This is a genomic window from Paenibacillus jepli, from assembly GCF_047238105.1.
Taxonomy (GTDB): domain Bacteria; phylum Bacillota; class Bacilli; order Paenibacillales; family Paenibacillaceae; genus Paenibacillus_D.
This window is the reverse complement of sequence record NZ_JBDFMD010000001.1, coordinates 1,717,456-1,740,141: the sequence shown is the minus strand read 5'-3', so window position 1 is coordinate 1,740,141 and position 22,686 is coordinate 1,717,456. Positions and strand designations below refer to the sequence as shown.

The following is a 22,686-nucleotide window of genomic DNA, read 5'->3' as shown; positions in this document are numbered from 1 at the left end:
TCATTCTCCTTTCGTGACGATCAGATTGTCGAACTCGACCTGGTCGTTCAGCGTGCCCAGTCCGACATAGCCGCCTTGGAAGGTGCCGTCGGCCGCTTGCGCCACTTGCTGACCGTTCCAGAAGACGGTGATGAGATCTCCGCTGCGTACGATTTCGACCTGATGCATCGTCTGCGATACATTGGCTGCCGTAGTCGCGGTAAGCTTGGTCAATACGCCATCCTCGTATTTGAAGACGCCGCTGGAGCTTGCATTTTCTGTGAAGTTGACATAATAGTGATTGTCCTCATCCTGGTAGTCAAAGTAGATTGTGAAATCACGGAAGCCGTTGCCGCTGGCTGTGGTGCGTCCCTCGACGGCAAGCGTATAATCCGGCTCCAGCAAGGTTTGGTGCAGATTGATATTGAAGTTGGGCTCATTGCCGCCGTTGCGGACGGGATTGCGCAGCTCGTAGCGTCCGTTGTATACATTCCATGCTCCGCCGGCGACAAGGTTGAAGCGATCTGCATCGTAGGTGAAATACTCGGCGATCAAGGGAAAGGATGCGGGATCGCTGTTATCGACGGTCACGAGTACCGGCTGCGACCGGCCTTCATTGCCATTCACATCGATGGCGACTGCCTCCAGGCTGTACGTACCGTCAGGAAGTGTGCGCGTATCCCACTCCGCCTCGTACGGCGCCAGGGTATCCACCGGACCGAGCGGCTGCCCGTCGAGATAGAACTGTACGGACGCCACCGCCACATTGTCTGTCGCATCCGCAGTTACATTGACACGATGCTGGACTGTGTCGCCATCACCCGGGACAGATACCGAGACGTCTGGCGGCAGATTGTCATCGATGGAGAAGTCGCTCTGGATGACGATCAGATTATCGAAGATCGAAGGATCGTTGCGGCTGCCCAGACCGACCCGGCCGCCGCGGAACGTGGAGTCAGTCGCCACGGCCACCAGCTCACCGTTCACATACGCGCCGATCTCCAGTCCATTGCGCCGGATCGTGATGTTGTGCATCATCCCGCCCATGACCTGCTTGGTGATATCGGCCAGCTCGGTCAGCACCCCGTTCTGATAGCGGAAGATTCCGTTATTCTGCGGATCGGGGTTGATGTTCTGAGACAGGCTCACATAATAATAATTTTGCGGATCCTGATATTCGAGCAACACCGAGAAGTCGCGGAACCCGCCTGCAGTTGTATTGCCGGCATCGACATTGATCATGTAGCTGCCGTCAAGCTCGGTGGTGTGCACCGACATATTGCCGTGCGGGAGCACATTGTCCGGCGAATCGAGCACGTAACGGCCGTTAACTACGGACCAGATGCCGCCAGCGATTTCCTCGAAGTTGCCTGCCCCTTCGGAGAAATCCTCCTGGATCAGCACGGCGCCGCTGCCGTTGTCGACAGTGAAGAGAACCGGTGCAGAGACAGACTGGTTGCCGGTCCGGTCTGTGGCCACCGCGCGCAACTCATAGGTTCCGTCCACTCTCGTTGTACTGTCCCATGTATAGACGTACGTATCGTTCTCCGCTGCTTGGGTCACCGGAGAGCCGGTATGGATGCCGTTGATGCGGAATTGAACGCTGCTGACGGCATCGTTGTCCGTAGCCTCGGCTCGGAACTCGAACGCGCCCGACAAGGTCTCCTCGGCAGAAGGCGCGATGACCGCTACAGCAGGCGGCGTCACATCGACAGGCGATTGATCCTGGAGCGGGTCCACCGTGAGCCGATCGAAATGCACGTTCGTAGCGCGGCCAGCCAATCCCAGGCGGCCTCCGGCGAAGGCGTCGTCGACGATCTGGCCCATAAACCGGTCGTTCAGGTAAATGTCCGCGCTCCCGCCGATCCGGCTGACGGAAAGGCGATAGGTTGCTCCCGGGATCACTTGGCTGTTCAGAGCCAGGATACGCGTGGACTGGCCTTCTACGACTTTGTAGATGCCGCTGATCTCCCGATTCTCGCTCAGGCGGTAGGCATAATAGTTGTTTTCATCCTGCACGTCAAACAGCAAGGAGAACTCCCGCTCCCCGTTCGTTATGGATTTGACGGAAGCCTCCACGGCGAGACGGTAGTCTTCATCGAAGGGCCGCTCATGGATGGACAGGCTGTCTGTACCGGACTCCCCGGCACTTAGTCGATATACGCCGTCGATGACATCCCAGACGCCGCTGTATACCTCGAAGCGCCCGGCATCCGAAGTGAAGTGCTCACGGAGCGGCAGGAAGCCTGCTTCATTGTGGACGATGACGGTAACCGGCTCCCCCGAAGCCGTATGCCCCGCCTCATCGCGTGCGCGGACAGAGAGGGTGTAGGTGCCGTCAGAGACCGTCGAGGTATCCCAGCTGTAACTGGCTGAGCCGCCAGGCTGTTCGGGACCAAGCCGCTTGTTGTTCAGGAAGAACTGTACGCCGGCCACGCCTGCGTTGTCCTCGGCCAGTGCGGTCAGTTCAACGGTGCCGCTGATGGTCTGCCCATCGGCAGGCGCAGCGAGCTGCACGGTCGGCGGCGTGGTGTCGCCTTCGCTCGTCTCGATCCAATGCTGAGCATCTTCCGCCTCTGCACTTGTGCGGGTGACGGTGTACGATCCTGCAGCGCCCTCGAAATAGATGCACTTGCAGGTGCTGTCGACCGTCTGGTAGTCGAGATTGGCGCCGGATGGCAGGTCCGTACGATCGATATAATAGGCGCCTTCTGCAAGATCGGTGACCAGGACGCCTTGAATCCCATCGCCTTCCAGCTCGACATCAACCCTGGTCGAGAGAGAGCCGTCCTTGGAGAACAGCACGGTTTTGTTGAACAGCCGCGCGCCTACCCGGTGCTCGCCAAGCTGGATGAGCTCCGGCTCCACAGTGACCGGCGTACCGTCCTCGGAGACCGTCATGGCGTGCAGGAAGTAGTGGTCGAGGCCAGGCTCGCTGTCCGATACTTCGAGCCGATAGATCATACTCTCGAAAGTATCTCCGCCTTCAGGCACGCCTGGGTCGTATTCTCTCTCGTTTTCGCCGTAGCCGGTCTTGTATCCCTCGACAACGTCGAAGGACGGATTCTCGGGCAGCAGCGACCACGAGACGAGCTGGCCGTTGTAGCCAAGCTGGCTCCGGGGCGCCGCTGTCTGCACGCGATTGCCGCTGATGACGGGATCTTCGGCTACATGCATGACGAATTTCTTGTCGTAGGCTGCATCCAGCGCACGGATGCGGTCGAATACGAAGAAAGCGAGCGGGTGGTCTGCTTCCTCCGTCGGCATCGTCACCATGGAGCGGGTCACCTGCTCCGCGCGGTCGGGGTTGTCAGTGTCATAGGGATGGATGAACCCTTTGGTCAGATCGCCGGAGATGTAAGCATAGCGATATTCTCCATCGGCTTCATCTGTACCCTGTGCCAGCACGTCAGCCACCGCATAGGTGTTGCGAGGGTCGACGAGCTGTGCAAGGTTGCGGGGCTGGCTCTCGCCCGACTGCCGCGGGAAGCCGATGCCGCCGTCATTTTTGGGATCGTAGGGCAGGGCGCCATCGACTTGGTTAGGATTGTAGATAATCAAGCTGTTATGCGCGATTGGCAACCGGTAATAGTGCAGGTCATGCTGTGAGTTGGCTCCCGTATTCGAGCCGCGGTAAGCGCCGCTGTCGCCGGTCAGGTTGCCTTTGTAATAGATCTGGAACGTGCCCATATCCATATGCTGGTGATTGCCGAACCAATACTGACCGATCCGCATCTGCACCAGATAGTCGTCGCTCGCGGGTCCGCCGATCTCCCAGCCGCTCCGGGCTGTCATCTCAGCACCTACAGGCTCGGGGAAATAGCGCACAAGCGGCAGCGTATCGAGCGGCCGTTCTCCGAGTCCTGCGGGCCGGGTGAGAATGTCCAGGATGGCCTCGAACACAGCATCGCGCGTCGAAAAATACCGTTTGGCATACTTCATGTATTCGTTTTCATAAAGATTGGCTGTATTATCCAGCACACTGACTCTGAATTCTTCCCGGCCCGACGTATCGCCCGCTACATCTGCGGTACGCAGCTGCTCGCCGTCAGGGCGCAGGTGGTAGAGGAGCTGATAAGGCACGTCCTCGGCTGCGGCATCGAAGGCGTCTTTGTCCGTCAATTGCCGCATCAGCAGATTGAAGTTGGAGGCATGTGCGTGCCGGGTTCCTATGTACCAGCCTTGGTGATGCAGTCCGGAGCCGTAAAACCAATCGCGGACCGTCTGATGCTGGGCAAAAAAGAAGCTCAGCGCGCCGTTCCACATCCGTGGATCTTCGTCATAGATGGCGAGGCCGATCAGCAGCTGATTCCAGAACCACCCTTCGACATCATGGCCGGTAATGGTAAGCGATCCTGTCTTGATGGGGAAACCGGGTGATTTGCCCGGGGCAGTAGCAAAACGCATGAATTGTTGAATAAACCGGTCTTTTTCGTCTTCGGTGAGCAGATCATAACACCAGTCGTACACAAGCGGAGAAGTGGTATAAATGCTAAGAAACGGCCTTCCACGGTCGAGTACGACGGCGTCGCTGAGTCCTTCCAGCTCAAGGAGCGCGGAGGCGATCGCCCCTCGGCCATCGGCTTCGTCCCCGTGTATCAAGTAGCGGAAAGCCTTGGCGAGCATGTGATTCTCATTGCTCATGATCAGATGGTACTCGTCATACATGTCGGGATCCTGGAAGATGCGCGTTTTCACATCTTCCAGCCCTCCCGGGGGAACGAACAAGCGGGGATGCACGCCGGAAAAATCGGGAATGTCGCTCGGGGACAACAGCGTCGCGCTTTGTCTGTCGTGTTGTTCATCGGGGTTGGCAGGCGAAGCTTGCCCTTGAATCGTGTTTGCGCTTACATTTTGTTGGGAAGAAAACCAGCTTGGCCATCCTCCAGTAAACAGCAGCAGGGCACACATCCACGCGGCAATCATTTTTAATCCGTCACGTTTCGTCATCCTAATCTCCTTTCGATGCGTATTGAATTCCGTTTGGATTCAACTAAGATCTAAGTTCGATCTAGCTAAGATTATAGGGGGAGATCTTGATTTTGTAAACTAGAATTAGGTGTATTGTGACTATGAAACTATATCGCCGCGTTCAGCACCAAAAAAACCAGGCTCCAGGTCACGATGACCTGGAGCCAGTTAAGGTTAGGCAAGAAATTGGACGCCGGATAGCAGCAAGCCTCCGACCACAGCCGACCACAGCACAACCGAAATGGCGATCCACAAGCTGACATAGCTCCTTGCAGCGCCTGCCGCCAGGGCGATACCGGCCGAGATGTGGAAGCCTAACAAGATGCCTGCGAGAGACACGCCCGGTACGCCGTACTTTTCGAAATATCGCTTGGCTTTGACGGCGCGTTTGCTCGGTTCTTTCTTTTGTTTTCTTGTCATCCTGGATCGCAGCTTGATGATGACCCAGACAAACGCCATGACCGATACCAGGTTGCCCACGATACCTGTCAAAATGACGGGAATGGCTGGGAAACCCAGGATGATGCCGAACGGGATGGCCCCGTAGGATTCAAAAAACGGAATTAAAGAGAGAACGAAGATACTTAATAACTGTAAAAACACATTGCCTTCCAGACCGGGTACCAGCCCCAGGTAAAACTCTTGTATATTTTCAAGCATAGTTTAACTCCACTCCTTATATATCCCCAGAGGGGTTATTTTTTTAATAACGGCTTGCCATCCTCATCCACCAATACGGTCAAGCCTGACCCGACATTGGGGAAGATCGCCAGCAAATACTGTACGCCTGTTTCATTATCTGTAATCACATTCGCCATGGTGCCGCCTTTGGCCGAAAGGTATTCTACTTCGAATCGGGTTGCTTTAGACATGATTGCTCGCATCCTTTCAAGGGTGATGGTATTAATCAAAAAAAAACAGGTCTTCAAACTTCTTGTCCAAAGCAATGCATAGGATCAAGGCAAGTTTGGCGGTAGGGTTGAATTGCCCGGTCTCGATCGAGCTGATGGTGTTCCGGGACACCCCGACCATCTCCGCAAGCTGGGCCTGGGATAAGTGCTGCGCGCTCCGTATTTCCTTCAACCGGTTTCTCAGAATGAGTTGATCATCCATCGGCTCACCCCGCAAGTCCGGCTTGCTGGACCAGCTGCCAGATGTGGGCCGCCGACAAAATCAAGGTGGCCAGCGTGTAGATGACGCCCATGACAATATCGCGCTTGCGTCCCCTGCGGATAGCCTGGTAAATGGAGCTGGCAGCGGAGACTGAGACTATGATGGCGTACAAACTAAAATTGAAGCCAGCGCCCATGAGAGACTGTGTTACGAAAAAGATCGTGGCCAAGAGCGTCGCCGTTAGCGAGCCGATACTTGCCGCATGGATTTTAATCTCAATTAAATGCAGATCTTTATCTTTATTTTCTTTTCTGCTTCTAGCTAAAATGTCATCCTTGTCGATGGCCAGCCCCTCCTTACTTGATGCCAAGTATACTTGTCATGATCTTATTGTAGCCTTGCCAAGTGTACTTGTCAATAGCAGATCTTAAACCAGAAATAGAAAACCACTCCGCCGGCAGGCAGAGTGGCTATCAAACGAATCTTGCGTTCACACAACGTGTTATTACTCGGATGCCGGGGGAATCGGGTTCTCCGCCTGCGCCTCTTCGACTTTGACGAACCGGACCGCACTGGCGCGAGTCGGCGTTACACCAGTAAAGGTGTTCTTATTGTTTCTGACATAACCTGTATTGCCTGCGTTAAAGGTAAATGTGCCGAGATCGACCCATTCGGAAACCCCTTCCGTATAGTCCAGATAGGTCGTCGATACGCCATCCCGATGATGAACTTCGATCTTGGCGTTGGGATCGCTGTCGGCATGCTGAACTTTCCAGATCTGGACATTATATTCCCCTGGAGAAGAGAGGGCAGGGGCCCATTGCGCATACACGGGCGGACTAGTATTGCTGCTCCCCGCCAGACGGGTCGGTGTTCCGGCATACCCGGTAACGCTGCTGTTGCTGAAGCTTCCAACTTCAGTATACCCGTTATCTGACGGATAAATGACGAAGACGCCTGCACCTTCTGACAATCTCTGCTCCAGGACGTTCAAGTGAATTGCGATCAGGTCCCTGGAGTCGGTAAGCGCCTTGAGCTGTGAAGCGGCAGCGCTGTTCCCGCTATGCCAGGTTGCGAATATGCCATGATCTTGTTCGTCCAACACATCAAACACCTGTTCAAAATAATCCCGGGCATCAAGGAGCTGATCGTAAGCCTCTTGCCAATCCTGCTCCAGCTCTGCTTCTCTGGATAGTACGACATGATGTAGCGTCTGGTTGAGCGCCAGCATGAACATGGCCTGTGTACGAATCATATCATTGAAGAAGGACTTGCCCTGACTGGGGAGCGCGTTCAAGAGCAGATCGGCTTCAGCGACGACCGCTTCCAGCTCCGTTATTGTCTGCTGGGTACCGTTTCTCATTGCTTCGAATGCCCCATCGGCGTTATTGTCCTCCGGATAGATCATCAGCCAGCTGTCACTGTCGAAGACAGACTCGCTGCGGCCTTGCAGGATGTCCCGGATCACACGCGAGTAGCGCAGATCCTGGAAGATGAACTGCCGGTCAAATCCGGAGATCGTCGGCTGCTTCTGCTGCCAGTACGAATCGATAAATTGCGCATACAAGTCCGCCGTGGCAGCGGCATGCGTTGCCCCGAAATATTGTGTGGCGAATCGCTCCATAAACGCGTCGCTATCATAATCATCCCAATGCCACAGCAGGCTGGCCAAGGCCGAGCCTTCGATCAGATGCTCTCGAAGGTTGCCCATGTTGCCCTCTGCGAAGACCAGCGGGGAGGTGCTGAGGCCGTCGATGGTACGATAATTGGTTTCGATCTTCCAAGGACCCTCGGCCTGGGCATAGTGGGAGCCAGTTGACGTAAATTGGAAGTTCATGTAATACCCGAGCGGCTGATTGCCAAAATCGGTATCCCGAATGCCGTCCGGCGGATAATGGTCGCGGCGGGCGGCTACGAAGTTATAGATCACTCGGGGATCGTCAGGCATCTCCAGCAGCCCGTCGGCATACAGATCGGACACTTCGTTATATAAGGTCGTTCGAGCTGTAAACGGTTCGTTGCCATACTTGTCTTCCAACAGCTGCAGCTGTGCGTCCAGCATCTCCTCGATAATCGCTGCGCGCTGGGCGTTGCCCTGCGGTGCATCATGGAAGGTCTCCCAGAACGGGACATCGCGGTGACCACGAAAAGCCAGTGTCCATATGACTTCTACGTCCTGGCTGCGAAGCGCATCGATGTTTCTGGACCAGAGATCGAACAGGTTATGGATGGTCGCGATATTATTCACATCCGATTGCGGGATGCGCGTACCCAGAGGTGAGATATGCGTATTAGCCAGGATAAGGCCATACGACTTGGCGATCTGGGCATCGTCCGTCAGCTGGCCGCCGGGAATATTGACAACGGAGTGCCTTGTGGCGCCGTTATTGTAGCCCGGCACCGTACTGTTGCCGAAGCCCTCTCTTTCGAGATAACCGGAATCGCCAGGCTGCACGATAATTTCAGCCGCATTGTCGACACGGGTGAATTTGACCGCACTCGTCCGCAGATTAGTCTGCGGACCAAAGGAATTCTTCGTATTCCGGACGAAGCCGAGCTTGCCTTTTTGGAACCAATGGGTGCCCAGATCGACCCATCCCGAGGTTCCCTCCGTGAAGTCTACATAGGTGGTATCCAAGCCGTCCCTGTGGAAGACATCAATTTTGGCGTTGGCATCGCTGTGCTGATGCTGTACTTTCCAGATCTGCACATTGTATTGTCCATCCTCCGGAAGGTTGGGCAGCCACTCCGCATACGTAGAAGCGGTCAGTAGATTATCATTGACGATCGTGTTCAGCTTGAGGCGCATCATCGTCTCCGCCCAGATCTGCTCGCGATCCGCATGTCCCTGGCGCCAATTGTTGTAACGGACCCTGTCATTGGGATACCACGAACGATATTGGACATAAGGCGCGTCATATCTGATGTCGGTGCCCGGTGGGATCTCGATCTCCGTCTGTGTCTCGGCTTCCCAGGAAGCCCAGAACCATAAAGGGGGGATGCCCAGGATTTCTTCAGACAACGTATAGATAGCATAGATGGCTCCACGCATATCCGAGCCTTGCAGCACCAGGTAGGCGTCATTCCCTGCAGGTTCTACAAACACTCGATGGGCTTCGGCTTCCGTCATCCACCGGTCCTGCCCGACAGTGAATTCGGACTCGGGCCCGATGATGACGATGGCGTCTCCGCCTGACACATCCGCCAGATCGTGAAATACCGGCGAAGCGGTTCCGAACACCTTCTGCAGATCCCGCTGCAGATCGGCGACAGCCCGATGCACCTGCGGAGCTTCGTCCTCCGATACCACAATCGGAATGCCCGGATACAGCGTCAGCGTATCGGCATCTTCCGTAAGGCCTACCTCGCTTGCGGCTTGTGCTTCATGGTATGCGAACAGGAGAGACGAAGCCAACAATGATAGCGCTACCAACAATACAATGAATCGGTTCCTCGCTAGACTCAAAGTCATTCCTCCAATCAATGGGTTGTCGTTTCACTCCCATTATAAAAATATTGGAGAGGTGCAACTAGTTGAGGTTTTGTTGGGGATAGCGTCTTACCGACACGCCCTCCGAGAGCACGGCTCGGATGCGGATATGCTCATAGGGCATATGCGGATTGGCGATCCGCCACAGCATCCGCTCCACCGCACGCTGAGCCACATCCTGGAGCATAAATCGATACTGCGTCAACTGGTGGTACCGGGTATGCACATTCAAAGAGGTGCTGACGAGTGAGCAGTCTTCCGGTATGCGCCGATCAATCAGATGAAAGATGTAATAGATCAGATCAATATTCATATTGCACAAAATGGCTGTCGGGTCCACCTGGAGAATCTTGGCGCTGATGATCTCGGTCAGGTTTTCCTTATGCAGATCATAGATAGCGTGCATTTCTTGATCCACCGGCAACCCGCAGGCTTGCATGGCATCCGCGAAGGCGTTCCAACGTATTTTGTACCCTCGTTCCTCCTCGATGTTGCCCATGAACATGATGTGCCGGTGACCGTACTGATACAGGAGCATGACCGCTTGATAGACGGGCGTGTACACGTCCCAAATGACACTGTCGACTTCGGACGCGGGCAGGGGATAGTTGATGAGAATTTTGGGAACCTTCAAGCCGATCAGGGCTTCCTCTAGCTCTTTAGGAAGACCAGGATTTAAGAACAGACCGTCCGCATACATCACATTGTGCTGCTCCACCCAGTTGGCAAATGCGGCTGTGCCGCTCATTGAGGGAGCCAGCAGAATCTCCGCATAATCGCCGAGATCATAGATGCGCTGCTGCAAGCTCTCGATGACCAGCTGATTAATCATCGTGTTGCGACCCATAATAATTTGAAACCGCCGCCGGTAGTTGGCATGCAGATTGATTCGTTCGGCTGCAAAGCTTTGTTTTTGTTCCCTGGTCCGATATCCTAATCTTTTGGCCACGGAGATGACCTCGGCACGGGTCTCGTCAGACATACCCGGCAATCCACGAAGCGCTTTAGAAACGGTATACTCGGACAAGCCAAGCGAATCGGCCAATGTTTTTTGCGTCACAGTTTTTTTTCTCGGCATCGAATCACTCCTGTGGGATAAGAATCGGAAAAGTGAAAAGGGTTTTAGTTTATATCTTAACTCAAATCCGAGCTGGGATATAGTTGGGGTTTTGTTGGGCTTGGCGCTTGTCTTTGTATTCTGGGAAGTCGTTTGCCATATGCAGCACATGACTACTTTTCAAGTCATCTGCTGCTTATTGCATCCCAAATTCAGGATCCCTATAATAATACTACTATCGCGGCATAGGGAGACTGCATTTTATGATGAAGTACAGTTATTTGAGGAAATTATTTGTATACAGCTTGATTTTGGGAGCCTTGCCGGTCATGGTCATGGGCTTGTTCTCTTATCATCGCTCTGCGGCAGTTATCCAGCATAAGGTCGATGAAGCTAATCGGCAAATCTTGGACCGGGCCAAGAACAGCATTGAACATAAGTTGGAAACGGCACACATCATGGCCACTCAATTTGCCAATTCGACATTGGCTGTGTCTGTCTTGGGACAGGAGCTGAACCGGCATCAGTTTGAGACGGTCAACGACTTGGTCAAGGCCATCAGGGGATTTCAAGTATTTGATTTTGTTGAGAGCGTCTATTTCGTAAATCTTGAAAAGCAGTGGCTGATCAGCTACAAGGGACTGGAACGGCTGCACGATACCGACGCGCTCACGGAGTGGTCAGATATGTTGTCCAGTCCTGCTCAGTGGGACACGGGAGGAGGGGAAGGGGAAGTCCAGCTAATCAAATCCCTGCCCTTTTTATCAGGCCAATCCCCGCCAAGGGCAGCATTTGTCCTAAAGTTTTCTTCCCGGTTGTTTGATGCGCTGGTTCGAAGTGAGAGCTTCGGCGACACCGTCATCTACAACGAACATATGGATATGATCTTTCGCAATTCGGAAACCTTGAGCTCGCAAGAGCAGCAAATGAAGCTTGAGCGGGCGCTGGAGCATCGGGCTGCCGAGCGACAGGAAATCAGGATCGAGCTGGACGGCGCGCCTATGCTGATTACGACACAGCATTCGGGTTATAACGGCTGGAATTATGTGTCCCTGGTTCATTTGTCAGAGATCACTAAGGAAGCTGAAGCCATCGGCTGGGTAACGCTGGCGGTGTGTGTCACGATTATTCTGATCACGTTGACTCTGGCCTGGCAGGGCTCGAAAATGTTCTATTCCCCGATCCGGATATTGCGGGACATGGTCGCCGGTTCCAGTCATGATGCGGTATCGCCGCCAGCCGCGGACGAGATTCAGTATATTCGTAGGGGGATCCAGGGGCTGCTCGGGAATAAGCTGGAGCTTCAAAAACAACTGCAGGAACAGTTTCCCTATTTGCATGAATTGTTTGTTATCAAACTGTTGTTGGGTCAATTAAGCAGCAAGGAAATCCATGGGCATATCGAGATGTTTGATATTGCTTGTGACTGGCGGCGCTGCAGTGTCCTGACGCTTCGCATCTACTCTCTCGATCGGTCCCGGTTTGAAGAAGGGGATCTGGGGCTGATTCTATACGCCGTCAAAAATATGATGGAGGAGATCCTGACAGCGGCACAACCTTTTAAGCCGGTCATTATGAATGAAAGCTGTGTTGCTATCGTAGTCGATGCTTCAGAAGGAAAGCAGCTGGGCGAGGAACGCTTAAGACGTATCTGTGAGGAAATAAAAGAAAAGATTCATACGTTTCTTGGTTTGGAGATTCAAATGGGGGTCAGCCGATTTCATACCGAACTGGAGCAAGCCTCAGTCGCTTTTGCAGATTCAACTACTGCTTTGCACTTCTGCCAGCGAACCGGCTATCGCGGCGTCATGCGTTCGGAGGAAGCAGACCCGGGCAGACTGCTGGAGATGACCTATCCTGCGCGTCAGGAGCAAGAATTGCTGGAGGCGGTCCAAAGCGGGGACCGGGAAGCGGCGCACGCGATCGTAGCGCGCATCCTGGGAGAGATCGAGAAACGGCAATTTACTCAGATGGAAGCCCAGGTATTATTCTATCAGCTGTTCGTTAAGCTGCTCGGCCTGCTTCAAAGAGATGAGCAGACCTTGAAGAAAATGCTGCTCGATGTAGAGCATGTCCAAAGCTTGTTCCGCACAGCAAGCTTTGAGGAGCTGGGACACTGGTTTACGGATATAGGATTAGAACCCTTGTTTCAACTGTTGCTTGCTCGCGAGCAAACCCATCAAAGCCAGATGGCCAAAAATATCAAGGCTATGGTACATACCCGGTTTGAGGAGAATCTGACGTTGGAAGCGATTGCGGATCGGATGAATTTTAATGCGAATTACTTGAGCCGAGTGTTCAAACGGGAAGTGGGGATGAGCTTCAGCGAATATATGGCAGCTACCAAATTGGAAATGGCCAAGCAGCTATTGACCGGAAGCGACATGCAGATACAACAAGTCGCCGAAAAACTGCATTATCAGAGTACAGCGGCCTTTATACGTTACTTCCGCAAAATGGAGGGTATGACCCCCTCCAGCTACCGTGAGATGAAGCAGTAGCGATCCGGGATATCGGAGGCTTCTTGTTTAACGAGGAAGGGGCTGTCTCAAAAATCATCTTTGAGATGAATTTTTGGGACAGCTCCTTTGCTTGTAAACTAAAATGGCTATGCGCTGAATGCAGCATGTGACCTGAAGCCAGGCAACCTGGTGCATCATGCAGCCGTATCAGGCGGTTTTCATGCGTCTGGCCTATGCAGGAAACGTCATGACATGTGAGAGTGCAGTGCATATAGACTTCCCGCACCTAGCCGGCTTAAGGTGAGTGTACTAACGGGAAGGAGGGAAACCAGATGCAGCATGTGTCTGCGGCTCGTCGGTGGCAACGGCAATTGCGACGAGACCGTTGGTTGTATTTTATGCTGTTGCCAGGCATTTTGTATTTTCTGGTTTACAAGTATCTGCCGATGTGGGGGGTAGTGATTGCCTTTCAGAACTATTCTCCCGGTCTGGGATTGTTCCAGAGTGAGTGGGTAGGGCTTAAGCATTTCGAACGCTTGTTTTCCGAACCTACCTTCTGGATGTTATTTCGCAATACGCTTCTGTTGTCCGCCTATCAGCTGATCTTCTTTTTTCCGATTCCGATCGTGCTGGCGCTCATGCTAAACGAGCTGAGGCAGCAGGTGTTCAAGCGATTCGTCCAGACGGTGATCTACATTCCGCACTTTGTCTCCTGGGTCGTCATCGCAGGGATCAGTTATTTGTTCCTGACGCCGGAGGGCGGGTTTGTCAACGAACTGCTGGGGGTGCTCGGGCAAGAAAAAGTAAATTTCTTGATGAGCAGCGATTGGTTTAGAACGCTGCAAGTGTCTCAGGTCATCTGGAAAGAAGCCGGCTGGGGTACGATCATTTTCCTTGCGGCTCTTGCCGGAGTGGATACCCAGCTCTACGAAGCTGCCAAAATCGACGGGGCCAACCGCTGGAGACAGCTTTGGCATATTACATTGCCTGCGCTCCGCAGCACCATCGTCATCCTGTTTATTCTGAGATTGGGCGACATTTTGGATCAGGGGGTTGAACATATCCTGCTGCTTCTGAATGCGGTGAATCGTGAGGTCGGGGAAGTATTCGACACCTATGTCTATACGGTAGGGCTGCTGCAAGGTAATTTCAGTTATAGTGCCGCGGTAGGGTTGTTCAAATCTCTGGTCGGCTTGATCCTTGTTGTGGCGGCCAACTATCTGGCCAAAAAGTCAGGTGAAGAGGGGGTGTTCTAACATGGCAAGGCGTTCCTTCGGAGAGAAGGGGTTTGATGTCATGAATAGCGTCATATTAGGCTGTATCGCCATGCTTATGATATTTCCGTTTATCTATATCATCGCATTGTCCTTTTCGGATGAAAAGACGATTGCCCAAGGCGGCCTGATCCTGTTTCCCAAAGGCTGGTCCCTGGAGGCTTACCGGTATATCTTCTCCACGGATACATTACTGAGAAGCCTGTATAATTCCATCCTGATTACGGTGGGAGGAACGATTGTCAACTTGGCCATGACCAGTCTGATGGCGTATCCATTGGCCAAGACGTATCTGTTAGGCCGAAGAGGGCTGCTCATGCTTGTCATCTTCACCATTTTGTTTAGCGGCGGCTTGATTCCGACCTTTCTTGTCGTGAAGTGGACAGGACTGCTGGACAGCCTGTGGTCGGTCATTATTCCCACCTCGATCAGTGCATTTTATTTGATCATTCTCAAAAACTTCTTTCAGCAAATTCCAGACGGGCTGGAGGAGTCCGCCAAGATTGACGGCGCCAACGATATGGTCATCCTGCTTCGCATCGTATTGCCGTTATCGTTGCCGGCGATGGCGACATTTGCCCTGTTTTACGCCGTCAATCACTGGAATATGTACTTTCATGCCATTATGTATATCAACGATCATTCGAAATGGCCGATCCAGGTGCTGCTGCGGCAGATCGTCATCCTGTCTCAGAGCTCGGTAGGGGACAGCTCCTCCTTGGCAGACGAAACGGTCCTGCCTCCGCAGTCCATTAAAATGGCCGTCATCGTATTTGCCACCGTTCCTATCATGCTTGTGTATCCATTTCTGCAAAAGCATTTTGCCAAAGGCGTTCTCTTAGGCTCCGTGAAAGGTTAATCTGAAGAGGGAGGTTATGTACATGAGTAGCAAAAGTTGGTTTACCGGGACAATCGCAGGTCTGACATTACTGGGGCTGGTGGGATGCAGCTCCGACGAGACGCCGCAGGAGGCGGGTTCCAAGCAAGGGCAAGCAGGCGGGAACCCGACGGAGACAGAGCAGCCTTACGAGATCAGCATGATGTTCAACTATGATATCGAGCCCCCCAAGAACGGCTCCGAGGTAGCGACAATCATCGAGGAGTATACGAACACGAAGCTGGATCTGCAAGCGGTCCCATCCTCTACGCGGTCAGAGAAGTTCAATGTTATGGTCGCTTCCGACAATTTGCCAACGGCGGTCAAAGCCTTTTATGAGATACCAGAGGTCAACGCTATCAAAAACGGACTTTTCTGGGAGATCGGTCCTTACCTGGATGACTACCCGAATCTGTCTGCGATTAACCCGCTGGTCTATGATAATCTGAAAGTCGACGGCAAAATATACGGGATTCCATCCGTTCGGGATCTGGCACGCAATACCATCGTTTACCGCAAAGACTGGCTGGAGAAGTTAGGACTCCCGGAGCCCAAAACGTTGGATGATTTGTATAACATGGTGCATGCCTTCGCAACCCAGGATCCCGACGGCAATGGCCAGGACGATACGTACGGGCTGATTGAGAACGACGGGTTGTTCAACATGGACTTGATTGCCGCCTATCATGGCGCGCCCAACCAGTGGGGAATTGAAGATGGACAATTCATCCCTTCCTTTTCCACGGACGCTTATCTGGAAGCGCTGCAGTTCTACCGCAAGCTGTATAACGAGGAACTCATCAATAAAGACTTTCCGATCACCTCGCGCGACCTCTGGTTCAATATCTGGAACTCTGGGAAAGCGGGAGCGATGCGGCAGATTACCGCCAACGGTTTAGTGCGGCAGCAGGATGCGCAGAAGGTGGATCCCAATGCCGAGATCGGGATGGTCTCGCTGCTCGAAGGACCGCGGGGCACGATGATCTATTCAGAGAGAGGAAGCAATGGGTTTTTCCTGATCTCGAAATCTGCGGTCAAGACGGAAGACGAATTAAAGCGGGTGCTGTCTTTCTTTGATCAATTAATGGATAAGGAAATGGCCGATCTGTTCAACTGGGGCATCCAGGACAGGACATACACCATCGAAGACGGAAAAGCCAAGTATGTCGAAGGCGATGCCTACTCGAAGCTTATGGAGCCCTATATGCAAATTGCTGTCGGGGACATCGTGAAAAATGCAACGCCCGGCATTCTTCATCCGCTTCATCAACAGGCGGTGGAGATGAACGCAGAAAATGAAAAAGCAGCCGTGCTTAATCCTGCGCTGACGCTGGATTCTCCTACAAACAACGAAAAGAGAGCCCAGCTTAACAAGATCATCGAAGATGCCCGAATCAAGTTTATCCTGGGAGATATCGATGAAGCGGGATGGGCAAAAGCGATCGAAAATTGGAAGAAGAACGGCGGACAAAACATCATGGAGGAGTTTACTGCAGCATATGAACAAAGTCAGTCTTAGAGGATGATAACAAGATGAATATTGTGTATTTGCATTCTCACGATACGGGTCGCTATATCCAGCCCTATGGTCACCAGGTACCGACCCCTCGACTTATGAAGCTTGCAGAGGAGGGGGTCTTGTTCCGCCACGCGTACTGTGCGGCTCCGACCTGTTCGCCCAGCCGGGCCGCTCTCTTAACAGGCATGTCGCCGCATTCCTGCGGGATGCTGGGCTTGACGCATCGCGGATTTGCGCTGGTGAGCCCCGAGCGGCATCTGGCATCATACCTGCGCGAGAACGGGTATGCAACGGTGTTGTGTGGCATTCAACATGAGGCAGTAGATGCGACCGAGCTTGGCTATACGGATATCTTGCCCGTGCCATCCGGCACGGATGATCGACGCAATGCAGCACTTGCAGCCGACTTTATAAAGACCTACCAATCCGCAGAACCCTTCTTTTTGTCGTTCGGGATGTTCAATACGCACCGAGCTTTTCCGGAAGCGGACCCGGACTTGCGAGCGGATTATGTCATGCCGCCCGCAATGATGTACGATCATCCGGACAACCGCGAGGATATGGCCCGCTATATGACCTCGGCGAGAGTGATGGATGACAGCATTGGGATCGTCCTGGATGCGTTGGCGGAGTCGGGGCGGACAGCCGATACCCTGATCCTGTATACGACCGATCACGGCATCGCCTTCCCGCACATGAAGAGCCAGCTGTATGACACCGGAATCGGCGTATCGCTCATCATGAAGCATCCGTCGTTCTCCCGGCAGGGAGCTGCAGATGCCCTGGTGTCCCACCTGGATGTGTACCCTACCTTGTGCGAGATGATCGGGCTGGATAAGCCGGCCTGGCTTCAGGGCGTCTCGCTGCTCCCGGTGCTGACAGGCGCGGCAGAACAGGTCAGGGAGGAGATCTATGCCGAGGTAACCTATCATGCCGCCTACGAACCGATGCGCTGTATCCGAACGCCGCGCTACAAATATATCAGACTTTTTGAGGATCATGGGAAGCACCTCGCTGCCAACATCGACGACGGGTTAAGCAAGACCTTCATGATGGAGCATGGGCTGCTGGAGGAGACGCGCGGGCAGGAGATGCTGTTCGATCTGTATCTGGATCCGGTGGAACGGGTGAACCTGATCGGACGAGGCGATTATGCGGAGATTCAGCAATCGTTGCAGGACCGGCTGATGAGGTGGATGAAGCTCACGGGAGATCCGCTCCTCGCTGGCCGGGTGGAGAAGCCGGCAGGAGCCCGGATCAACAAACAGAGCACCTTGAGTCCGGGTGAGCGAGATTTTGAATAACACAAAGGAGGGGCTCCCCAATTTTTGGGCCCCTCCTTTGTGTATCACACATCGGTACTAACCGACTCATAATGACCTGGCTATTTTCTCCGGTAACGCATGAACAGCCCGACAGCCGCCAGTGCAAGTGCCAGGACAGCTGCCCAGAGCCAAATATTTGCGCCGTCTTGCGGAGACTCGACGGGGGCGTTGACTGTTTCGCCCGCGGCTTCTTCTTGTACGCTGGGCTTCTCTGTCCAGGCCTCAGGCTCGATCCCGTGCGCGGCTAGATAGGCCTCGATCTCTGCCTGGCTGAAAAATCGGGATTCAATCTCTCCATTGTCCTTCAGTTGGATGAAGCCCTGGTGAACGCCTGTTACATTGTAGCCGTCCTCGTCAGGGGTTGCGTTCAGGATCAAGAGGTAGGTTTTCCCCTCATGCAGGACCCCTTCATCCGCCCAGTTTAACACTTGGACAGGAATCGTCTCTCCGGCAGCAGCCTCCCCTTTGATCGCCGCTGTGACCGTTACCTGGTACTTTAGATACCAGCTCTCGATATCCCCTTCCTTACTCTCTATAGTGCCGATGAGAACCTCGTCAGACAGCTCCACCACTTCCTCGAACGGATACACCGCAAAGTTTAAGGCCTGCACGTTGGCAGGCATCATCATGCTCATGACGGCGAGAAGAAGGATCCCGGCCAGCAACCGTTTCATAAGGGGCGTCCCTCCCAAAGTTTCAGATTATATGGTACTGACGGAGGTGCTGGGAAAAAGTTGCAGCTGGAGTCGGTTTTTTGTGATGGAATCCGTCACATTCGGCATAGCTTGGATATTTCCGGTGGATGCTTGTCAAACCCGTCCGCATAATTGGTCAAGTCCCCTCATAGACATGTTATCAGCCTGTTAAAACATTGTGCAGAGGGGATGATCTTCATGCGTCGCATCACATGGATCGCAGCCATCATCGTGAGCTTCTCGGTGCTGCTAGCCGGTTGCGGAACGAAAGATGCTGGATCGGTAGTCAAGGATTTGGACAAAGTGGTTAACTCATTGGAAAGCTACCAAGGGAGCGGCACCATGACCCTGCATACCGGGCAGGAGCCCTTGACGTATCAAGTGGATGTCTCCTACCAGAAGCCCAAGTATTACCGGATCGCCCTGACCAATCCGGAGAAGGATATCACGCAGATCGTACTCCGCAACGATGACGGCGTATTCGTCCTGACGCCGCATCTGAACAAGAGCTTCCGCTTCCAGAGCGACTGGCCGGACAATCAGGGGCAAGTCTATCTGTATCAGACCCTGGTGCAGAGCATCCTGCTCGACAATTCGCGCCAATTCGCCGCAGATGAGAACAACTATGTCTTCGACGTCATGGCCAACTATCAGAACGGCTCCCTGGCCCGTCAGAAGATCTGGTTGAGCAAAGACGACTACAAGCCGCAGCAAGTGCAGGTGAGCGATGCCAACAACACCGTGATGGTCGAAGTGAAATTCACCAGCTTCGAGTTCGACAAGAAGTTCGACAGCGATGCCTTCGACATGAAAAAGAACATGGGACCGGCAGCGAGCGGGGAGAAACCGACTGAAGCCGATCCGGGCCACGGACAGCCTGGTCATACGCACGACCAGCAGACCTCCGAGGATGAGGGCGGCGAAGCGGGCAATCCCGAGAAGGAAGGCGAGGATGCAGACAGCGGCGCGAACAACGGGGAGGCTGCGCAGCCTGAGGAAGAAACGGATGCCACGACAGGTGCAGCTGCAGCCGAACCATTCGTCGTCATGGAGCCGGGATATCTGCCGGAAGGCGTGGCCCTGCTCGATATGAGGGACATCCAGCTGGGTGAGAGCCGGGGCAACATGATGCGCTTTACCGGCACCTATGACTATACCCTGATCCAGGCGCAGCAGAAGGACAGAGCCGTCGCCCTGGTGCCGGGCAAGAAGTTCGATCTCGGCCATACGATCGGTCTCCTGACCGGCGAGGAGCCGCGCACCTTGACCTGGACGTATAACGGGATGGAATACCGTCTCTCCAGCGCCGATCTGCCAGACTCCGAGATGCTCAAGATCTCCCAATCCGTGATGGCCGCGATGACCAAATAATAGCTATCAAAGAGCCGGCGACTGCCGGCTTTTTTCTCCCGATTCTCCCAATTAGCAGCTATTGTTTCCGGAGTGCAGGGTCAATCTGCATCTGCCGGTTTTGTTCACTTTTCCTCGAGTGGTTCGAGACTTCCAATCGGCGACAGAAATTCTCATCTTTTAGCGCATTGACAGTACCTCGGGAACGGTTTAACATTAGTCATATTGGTTTATAGGGTCGTCATGGTGAAACGGCTGTATGCAATCTCCATATTGTAATTGTACAGGTTTGTGACAGCAAGCCTTCCCCGTCCTAAGCGGGCGAGGCAGTTGTTTTTGCATGGCCAGGGAAGAAGGTGTCTTACTGTGAGTTTGTATTACCGTCCGACGATCGCCGAGATTTCCCTGGACGCTTTGCGGCATAACATCTCCGCCTTCCGCAATCATATGCCCGCCGGGACACGGCTGATGGCTTCGGTCAAGGCCAACGCCTACGGCCATGGAGCGGCGGGGGTTGCCAGGGAGGCGCTTGCATGCGGCGTCGATTATCTGGGTGTGGCTTTCCTGGACGAAGCGCTGCAGTTGCGGCGGGATGGGATCGACGGGCCGATTATGGTGCTGGGCTACGTGCCTCCCGAGGGGCTGGAGCTTGCAAGAGAACAGGAGATTACGATCGCGCTGTTCCGGGAGGATATCCTGGCTGCGATCGCTCTGCTGCCGGCCTGCAGCAAGCGACTCAAGGTTCATATCAAGCTGGATACCGGTATGGGACGACTCGGGTTGCTCCCCGACCAGGATTGGCAGGATTTCATCCGCCGGACGCTAGGGACGAAGGGCGTGGAGGTCGAAGGCATCTTTACTCACTTCGCCCGGGCAGACGAGCAGGACAAGAGCTACACGCAGCTGCAGCATGATCGTTTCCTGGAAGCTGCCGAATATGGGCGCCTGCAAGGCATCCCGATTATCCATTCCGGCAACTCTGCCACAGGTATCGATACTCCGCAGTGGGCTGGCAGCATGCTGCGTCTTGGGATCAGCATGTACGGGCTGTACCCCTCGGATGAAGTGGCGCATGAGAGCATCCACCTCCAGCCGGTGATGAGCCTGAAGACGCAGCTCGTCATGGTCAAGTCGGCTCCGCCGTCGTGGGGGATCAGCTACGGCAGCCGATATGTGACGAGCGCGCGCGAGCGGATCGGCACGCTGCCGGTCGGCTATGCCGACGGGTACAGTCGGATGCTGACCGGCCATGCAGAGGCGCTGCTGCGCGGCCGCCGGGTGCCTGTACTGGGGACGATCTGCATGGATCAGTGCATGATCGCCATCCCGGACGACGATGTCCAGCCGGGCGAGGAAGTGGTCTTGATGGGCTCCCAGGGAGACGAGACGATCTCGGCCGAGGAGCTAGCGGGCGAGCTGGGCACGATCAACTATGAGGTGACATGCATGCTCGCCGACCGCGTACCGCGGGTATTCCTCAAGGACGGCCAGCGGGTCGTCAGCAACCGGCTGCTGGATTGAATCGGCAGCAGCCGTCCGGGGGCCGCTTCGTTGGACGATTATGCCGCTTCCAACGCCTGCCGCTTTATCCGGCGCGGCACAGTTTGCCGCCGGCGATGGGACAACAAGCGACAATTTATTTTTCGGGTATGGAGGAATTCGGGGCCTACATCTCGAATATGTAGAACAGCCAATGAATATATCGCACATTATACAGCGTGTACATCATATTTGCTTTACGCCGGGCATAGATATGGGAATGTATATTTCGTTCTGTTTATCGAAATAATGGGAATAGGTTTTCTTTGGAAATGTTTTGGGGGTGCGGACTTGGTGGTCAATATGCAGAATACGAAGCGGATCATGATCAGCTTACCGAATCATCTGTTGCAGGAAGTGGATGGAATTGTGGCGCGTGAAAATTCGAACCGCAGTGAGTTTATCCGCCAGGCGATGAGGTTATATCTTATCGAGCGCAAAAAACGCCAGATCCGGGAGTCCATGCAGCGCGGCTATCTTGAGATGGCCAAAATCAACCTCAACATGGCCTCGGAAGCTTTTTTGGTGGAGGAAGAGGCCGAAAGCATGCTCGGTCGTCTCGTAAGCGGGGTGTAGAGTTTGATCGTAAAGCGCGGTGATGTGTTCTTCGCAGATTTGTCACCTGTTGTAGGCTCGGAGCAGGGCGGGGTGCGTCCTGTTCTGGTTATCCAGAATGATATCGGCAACCGCTTCAGCCCGACGGTCATCGTGGCGGCCATCACGGCCCAGATCCAGAAGGCGAAGCTGCCGACCCATGTCGAGATCGATGCGGCAACGCATGAGTTTGATCGAGATTCGGTCATCCTGCTGGAGCAGATCCGCACGATCGACAAGCAGCGTCTCACCGACAAGATTACCCATCTTGACGATGAGACGATGCGCAAGGTGGACGAATCGCTGCAGATCAGCGTCGGTCTGATCGATTTTTAAGAGCATAGCGGCTTCCCGCGTCCCATCCGGGAAGGGGGAAGCCGTTTATGCTCAGTGAACGTATCGCCGGAGCCCTCCTTGGAGGGCTTTTTGCTATGTCTGGCG

17 protein-coding genes are annotated in these 22,686 nt (G+C 54.0%); 9 read left to right on the top strand and 8 right to left on the bottom strand.

Annotated elements, in window-relative coordinates:
- The 7 genes from ABC336_RS07880 to ABC336_RS07850 all read right to left on the bottom strand — a co-directional run bounded on the left by ABC336_RS07880 (nt 1) and on the right by ABC336_RS07850 (nt 10,631).
- Complete coding sequence (locus ABC336_RS07880) at nt 1–4,929, bottom strand: Ig-like domain-containing protein (protein ID WP_413238129.1); 4,929 nt, start codon at nt 4,927–4,929, stop codon at nt 1–3.
- A 195-nt stretch (nt 4,930–5,124) separates the two neighbouring features.
- Nucleotides 5,125–5,610 carry a small multi-drug export protein gene (locus tag ABC336_RS07875; RefSeq protein WP_413238128.1) on the bottom strand — a complete coding sequence of 162 codons (486 nt, stop codon included), beginning with the start codon at nt 5,608–5,610 and terminating at the stop codon, nt 5,125–5,127.
- 35 nt (nt 5,611–5,645) lie between these two features.
- Nucleotides 5,646–5,822, bottom strand: a complete 177-nt coding sequence (locus ABC336_RS07870; protein WP_413238127.1) for a DUF6440 family protein — start codon at nt 5,820–5,822, stop codon at nt 5,646–5,648.
- 31 nt (nt 5,823–5,853) lie between these two features.
- On the bottom strand, nt 5,854–6,063 hold the full coding sequence (locus ABC336_RS07865) for a helix-turn-helix transcriptional regulator (protein WP_413238126.1): 210 nt from the start codon (nt 6,061–6,063) through the stop codon (nt 5,854–5,856).
- A gap of 4 nt (nt 6,064–6,067) precedes the next feature.
- Nucleotides 6,068–6,433 (bottom strand): DUF6442 family protein, encoded by a 366-nt coding sequence (locus ABC336_RS07860; protein ID WP_413238125.1) that lies wholly within the window; start codon nt 6,431–6,433, stop codon nt 6,068–6,070.
- Between the two features lie 135 nt (nt 6,434–6,568).
- Nucleotides 6,569–9,529, bottom strand: coding sequence for a glycosyl hydrolase 115 family protein (locus tag ABC336_RS07855; RefSeq protein ID WP_413238124.1), 2,961 nt, complete (start codon nt 9,527–9,529; stop codon nt 6,569–6,571).
- Nucleotides 9,530–9,593: 64 nt separating this feature from the next.
- On the bottom strand, nt 9,594–10,631 hold the full coding sequence (locus ABC336_RS07850; protein WP_413238123.1) for a LacI family DNA-binding transcriptional regulator: 1,038 nt from the start codon (nt 10,629–10,631) through the stop codon (nt 9,594–9,596).
- Nucleotides 10,632–10,873: 242 nt separating this feature from the next.
- Between ABC336_RS07850 and ABC336_RS07845 the strand changes: the two genes are divergently transcribed.
- The 5 genes from ABC336_RS07845 to ABC336_RS07825 all read left to right on the top strand — a co-directional run bounded on the left by ABC336_RS07845 (nt 10,874) and on the right by ABC336_RS07825 (nt 18,046).
- Entirely contained in the window at nt 10,874–13,111 is a 2,238-nt protein-coding gene (locus ABC336_RS07845) for an AraC family transcriptional regulator (protein ID WP_413238122.1), read from the top strand.
- A 293-nt stretch (nt 13,112–13,404) separates the two neighbouring features.
- Nucleotides 13,405–14,328 (top strand): ABC transporter permease, encoded by a 924-nt coding sequence (locus ABC336_RS07840; protein WP_413238121.1) that lies wholly within the window; start codon nt 13,405–13,407, stop codon nt 14,326–14,328.
- A gap of 1 nt (nt 14,329) precedes the next feature.
- A complete protein-coding gene (locus ABC336_RS07835) occupies nt 14,330–15,205 on the top strand; it encodes a carbohydrate ABC transporter permease (RefSeq protein WP_413238120.1) in 876 nt (291 codons plus the stop codon).
- 22 nt (nt 15,206–15,227) lie between these two features.
- Nucleotides 15,228–16,742, top strand: a complete 1,515-nt coding sequence (locus ABC336_RS07830; protein WP_413238119.1) for an extracellular solute-binding protein — start codon at nt 15,228–15,230, stop codon at nt 16,740–16,742.
- Nucleotides 16,743–16,756: 14 nt separating this feature from the next.
- A complete protein-coding gene (locus ABC336_RS07825) occupies nt 16,757–18,046 on the top strand; it encodes a sulfatase family protein (protein ID WP_413238118.1) in 1,290 nt (429 codons plus the stop codon).
- 80 nt (nt 18,047–18,126) lie between these two features.
- Here the strand turns inward: ABC336_RS07825 and ABC336_RS07820 are convergent, their stop codons facing one another.
- Nucleotides 18,127–18,741: a hypothetical protein gene (locus ABC336_RS07820; protein ID WP_413238117.1), complete on the bottom strand. Its 615-nt coding sequence runs from the start codon at nt 18,739–18,741 to the stop codon at nt 18,127–18,129.
- Between the two features lie 219 nt (nt 18,742–18,960).
- Here ABC336_RS07820 and ABC336_RS07815 point away from each other — a divergent pair, with 219 nt between their 5' ends.
- The 4 genes from ABC336_RS07815 to ABC336_RS07800 all read left to right on the top strand — a co-directional run bounded on the left by ABC336_RS07815 (nt 18,961) and on the right by ABC336_RS07800 (nt 22,581).
- Entirely contained in the window at nt 18,961–20,133 is a 1,173-nt protein-coding gene (locus ABC336_RS07815) for a LolA family protein (protein ID WP_413238116.1), read from the top strand.
- Nucleotides 20,134–20,478: 345 nt separating this feature from the next.
- The gene (gene alr, locus ABC336_RS07810) at nt 20,479–21,633 is read left to right on the top strand and encodes an alanine racemase (protein ID WP_413238115.1); all 1,155 of its coding nucleotides are present in this window, start codon (nt 20,479–20,481) and stop codon (nt 21,631–21,633) included.
- A 312-nt stretch (nt 21,634–21,945) separates the two neighbouring features.
- Nucleotides 21,946–22,227, top strand: coding sequence for a CopG family ribbon-helix-helix protein (locus ABC336_RS07805; RefSeq protein WP_026297411.1), 282 nt, complete (start codon nt 21,946–21,948; stop codon nt 22,225–22,227).
- A gap of 3 nt (nt 22,228–22,230) precedes the next feature.
- Nucleotides 22,231–22,581: a type II toxin-antitoxin system PemK/MazF family toxin gene (locus tag ABC336_RS07800; RefSeq protein ID WP_413238114.1), complete on the top strand. Its 351-nt coding sequence runs from the start codon at nt 22,231–22,233 to the stop codon at nt 22,579–22,581.
- Nucleotides 22,582–22,686: the final 105 nt, after the last annotated feature.